This window comes from Desulfobacula sp. (genome assembly GCF_021107415.1).
Genome location: NZ_JAIOSW010000416.1, coordinates 1 through 4,281, shown reverse-complemented (window position 1 = coordinate 4,281; position 4,281 = coordinate 1). Strand labels below are relative to the sequence as shown.

Annotated in this window: 4 protein-coding genes; 3 read left to right on the top strand and 1 reads right to left on the bottom strand. The window is 42.9% G+C overall.

Going from position 1 to position 4,281, the window contains the following annotated elements; genetic code table 11:
* The first annotated feature begins 68 nt into the window (after nucleotides 1–68).
* The 3 genes from K8S13_RS20915 (at nucleotide 69) to K8S13_RS20905 (ending at nucleotide 2,097) form a co-directional block, all read left to right on the top strand.
* Entirely contained in the window at nucleotides 69–545 is a 477-nt protein-coding gene (locus K8S13_RS20915; RefSeq protein WP_291465664.1) for an NfeD family protein, read from the top strand.
* A gap of 15 nt (nucleotides 546–560) precedes the next feature.
* Nucleotides 561–1,541 carry a flotillin-like protein FloA gene (gene floA, locus K8S13_RS20910; RefSeq protein WP_291465663.1) on the top strand — a complete coding sequence of 327 codons (981 nt, stop codon included), beginning with the start codon at nucleotides 561–563 and terminating at the stop codon, nucleotides 1,539–1,541.
* A gap of 64 nt (nucleotides 1,542–1,605) precedes the next feature.
* Nucleotides 1,606–2,097: a hypothetical protein gene (locus K8S13_RS20905; protein WP_291465662.1), complete on the top strand. Its 492-nt coding sequence runs from the start codon at nucleotides 1,606–1,608 to the stop codon at nucleotides 2,095–2,097.
* A 185-nt stretch (nucleotides 2,098–2,282) separates the two neighbouring features.
* On the opposite strand, the gene K8S13_RS20900 is transcribed toward K8S13_RS20905, so the two are convergent.
* The coding region (locus tag K8S13_RS20900) for an AAA family ATPase (RefSeq protein ID WP_291465661.1) at nucleotides 2,283–4,281 on the bottom strand (1,999 nt) is incomplete at its 5' end.

The following is a 4,281-nucleotide window of genomic DNA, read 5'->3' as shown; positions in this document are numbered from 1 at the left end:
GATTGACAAAATAGAACAGAATCGTGTAATTGTTAAACCCAGAATATTCTGAAATATAAAGGCTTGGAATGAAACTCTATATCTTACCCATTCTTCTTCAAATGATCGGATTCTTGGTCATCATTGCTGAAGTTTTTATTCCATCATTGGGACTGTTAACCGCCATCGCCCTCGGCGTATTTTTTTATTCTTTATATATAGTGTATACAAGTATATCCACGACAGCCGGAATGGTATTGGCGGGTTTGGATATTGTCCTGGTTCCTGTTTTGCTTATTGTGGGCATGAAAATACTGGCCAGGTCACCTTTGGCACTGAAGCGGGAGCTGTCAAAACAGGACGGAGTGGTTTCTCAAAAAGAGGTGTATGAAGCCTATATAAATATGAAAGGAAGATCCGTCACCGATCTTCGTCCGGCGGGAATGGCCGAGATTAATTCACAGCGTGTGGATGTGGTGACGGATGGAGAATATATCGATGCGGATACGCCCATTGTTGTTACAGATGTTGCAGGCAACCGGATCATTGTTGAACAATCAGAATAAAAGGAGAAATTTTAAATGAATTTTATGTACATTTTGTCCATTATAGCCGCTATTATAGGTCTTGTTTTATTTTATTTTATCTTTTCCTATATCACCTTGTGGATACAGGCATTGGTGTCCGGTGCAAAGGTTGGATTAATCAATATTATTTTCATGAGGATCAGGAAAGTTCCGCCAAAGCTGATTGTTGAATCCAAAATCATGGCGGTTAAAGCCGGCATTGAACTTTCTTCGGATGATCTTGAGTCCCACTTTCTTGCAGGCGGCAATGTCAGTCGTGTTGTCCAGTCACTCATTGCAGCGGACAAGGCCAATATTGAACTTGCCTTTAACCGGGCTGTGGCCATTGATCTTGCCGGAAGGAATGTGCTGGAAGCTGTTCAGATGTCTGTTAATCCGAAAGTCATTGAGACCCCGCTGGTGGCTGCCATGGCAAAGGACGGTATTCAGCTCAAAGCCATCTCAAGGGTTACGGTTCGGGCCAATATCGACCGCCTTGTCGGGGGCGCTGGAGAAGAAACTATTCTTGCAAGAGTGGGGGAAGGTATTGTGACCACAATCGGATCTGCCGTCACCCATAAGGAAGTGCTTGAAAATCCGGATACCATATCAAAAACTGTTCTTAAAAAAGGCCTGGATTCAGGAACTGCCTATGAAATTTTATCCATAGATATTGCAGATGTGGATGTGGGTAAAAATATTGGGGCAGAACTTGAAACCGACCGGGCCGAGGCAGACAAGAAAATTGCCCAGGCAAAAGCCGAGGAAAAACGTGCCATGGCCTTTGCCCAGGAACAGGAGATGAAAGCTCGTGTCCAGGAAATGCGTGCCAAGGTAGTAGAGGCTGAGGCCCAGGTGCCTCTGGCCATGGCAGATGCCTTTAGAAGTGGTAATATGGGCATCATGGATTATTACAGGATGCAGAATATTTCCGCAGACACTAAAATGAGAGACCAGATTGCCACACCCGAGTCAGACCCGGACCCTGAACAATAACTACACAAGCCGGTCCCTTCTCCTTTTCAAGGGGAGGGACCGGTCCCTCATAAAGGATTGAGCCATGGATTTTGATTCAATTGTAACCTTTCTTTTTATTATTGCCTTTTTTGTCCTGCCATCAATTATAAAGCAGGTTCTGGCCAGAAAGAAAAAGACTGCAACACCGAAAAAGACTAAGAAGAAACTATCCATATTTGGCAGGATCGGTGAGCGGATCCAGCAATTTATTCAGGAACTTGAAGAACAGGCTAAACAGCAGAAAAAGGAAACCAGTGACCAGGAAATTATTTGGGAAACACTGTCAGAAGAAGAAGAGTCTCCCCCTGTTTTTGAAAGTGTTGTAGAGGATGCTGATTTCAGTGAGCCCGAACCTGAAGTGTTTAAACCGCCTGTAAAAAAGAGAATTCAATCCCGAAGACATGAACAGGAATCTTGCATTAAAGAGCCTTTGTATCCTTTGCGGGAAAAGTATTGTTTTAAATCCAATCCATTGCAAAATGCCATTATCTGGTCTGAAATTTTGTCCAAACCCTTGGCATTAAGGGATAAATAGTGCCGACCGAAAACCGCCAATTTTCCCGATTACTGCGTTGGGCTCAAATTTTAATCCTCGAAATACTTAATGTATTCCTCCGGTTAAAATTATCACCCGCCTTGTACTCGGGGTCGAAGACGAGCGTAGCTCACAAAATTTTCAGGTTTTCGGTCAAACACTAAATAGGAAAGTTTTTTTACCTGTTATTTTTCTATATATTTTTTAAATAGCTGGTCATGGGAAATGTAGTGTTCCCTGTCAGGATCTACAAGATATTTACGAATAGCATCGACCCGTTTTAATATTTCATCTTCTGCCCGTTTTCTCATTATTTTTTTTGTCTGGATAATATTTTCTTTAAGATTCGGCGTTCTTTCAGCGGCATAGTATTTTTCTTTTTTCAGCTTTATCCGCATTTCGATTAGATCTTCCCTTTGTTGATTATGGTCTTCATCCAGGAACAGGACTTCGGGCATTAAATCTGCAAAATGGGTGACGGCAATGATATCTTTTTTGCTCTGCCAATACCCCATTAAAAATTCAGGTTCAAGGTCTTTATAGTTCTGTAAGGGCATATACATTCTTCTGAGGTATAAAAGAACTTTTTCTGTTTTTTTCCTGTGGCCACCGATAATGACGGAACCGCCGACCTCATCTTTTCTGACACCTTTGGTCCAGGGAGCGCCTGTGATACCAAAATCAATGCACAGGGGAATCCTTAAAAGTGCGGACAGTGTATTCAAGGCAAGGGCATAACCCGCCGAGGGCCCGCCCACATTATATGAAGCGGAAAGTAATTGATGGTGAAGGGAATATCGCTGTAAAAAATCGCCAAAAATCCAGGGAATACTATAATTGGGGCTCAGTTCCTGGATATAATTTTTCACCATGGTTAATGCTTCCTGGGCAGATTGTTTTGTCATTTGAACGGCCATGTCAAGCTCTGCCATATTTGCTGAAGAAGATGATACGGCGCCGGTGACAATAATGGGAGATCCTTCCACTCTCCCGGTCAGGCTGGTGGCAATGGGCAGCAGCATTCCCGTAAGATCATTTGCACCCACACCAATGATAAACCCGACCTGGGGTTCTTTACTCAATTCCGTTTCCAGAAATTCATTGAGCTGGATAGACCCTTTTTTTACAGGACTTTGGGATATCTCTCTTCGGGCGGATTCAAGATGGGCCTCTACAAGTGGGTAGTTTTCTTCCAAGGTAATATGATCCACATGGGCAAGGATCTGGCCATAATGCTCTACAAAGTTTTTTAAATCATTTTTGATTTTTGATTTGATCAAAGGCGGGGCTTTGACAGCATCAAGAATGCCAATAATGGTTTTAAAGTTAAGCTTGATAAAAGTACATTTTTCCTGGTAGGTGGATTTTTTAAGCTGTCGAAGTTTTAGCAACACCTTATATTCAGTGCTGCAAAGAGCAATGGCTTTTTCCGTGAACGAGGTGTAATCGGCCGGTGTGTTACAGATTCCCTGGGCAGTCTCAATGATTTTTTCAATTTTAAACTGGCGTTTATGGGGGACATCTTCTAATTGTTTTTTTATGATATCAAAGATATCCTTTTGTCTCATATGTCCTGATATTTCGAGTGTTTTCAGCCGTTTTGAACGAATCAAAGCCGGATCAAGAATGTCCAGGCGGTTGGTGGTCAGCACCGTAAAGACCTTATTTAAGGGGATCTCTCCATCAATAATATTTAAAAATTTATTGGTCAATGCATCTGACGGTTGACCGCCTGTAGCACTTCTTCTGGGTGCCAGGGCATCACCTTCATCAAAGAAGATGATGGTGGGGGCGATCATTTTTGCGATATCATAAACCTTTTCAAGATTGGAGACTGCCCCGTGAACCGGGCTTGAAGGGTCCTGAAGTGCAGAAGGGCTTGTGGCAATATCATGAACTTTCAGGTTGGAGGAGAGCCAGGTTCTGGCAAGAAAGGTCTTTCCACTGCCCGGAGGCCCTGTCAGAACAACCCCCTTATCCTCGCTGATACCGTAGCTGAAACAATTATTGGCCATTTCTGAAAATTTATCTTTTATATCCCCAACATACTCCTCCCATTGAACGTTTCGATCCATGCGGTCAACAACTTTGTTGTATAATTCACCGTATACATTTTTGGCCACCAGTTGAAAAGCACTCCTGATCAGAATGCTGTTATCCAGGAAAGCAAGGATGAAATCTCCC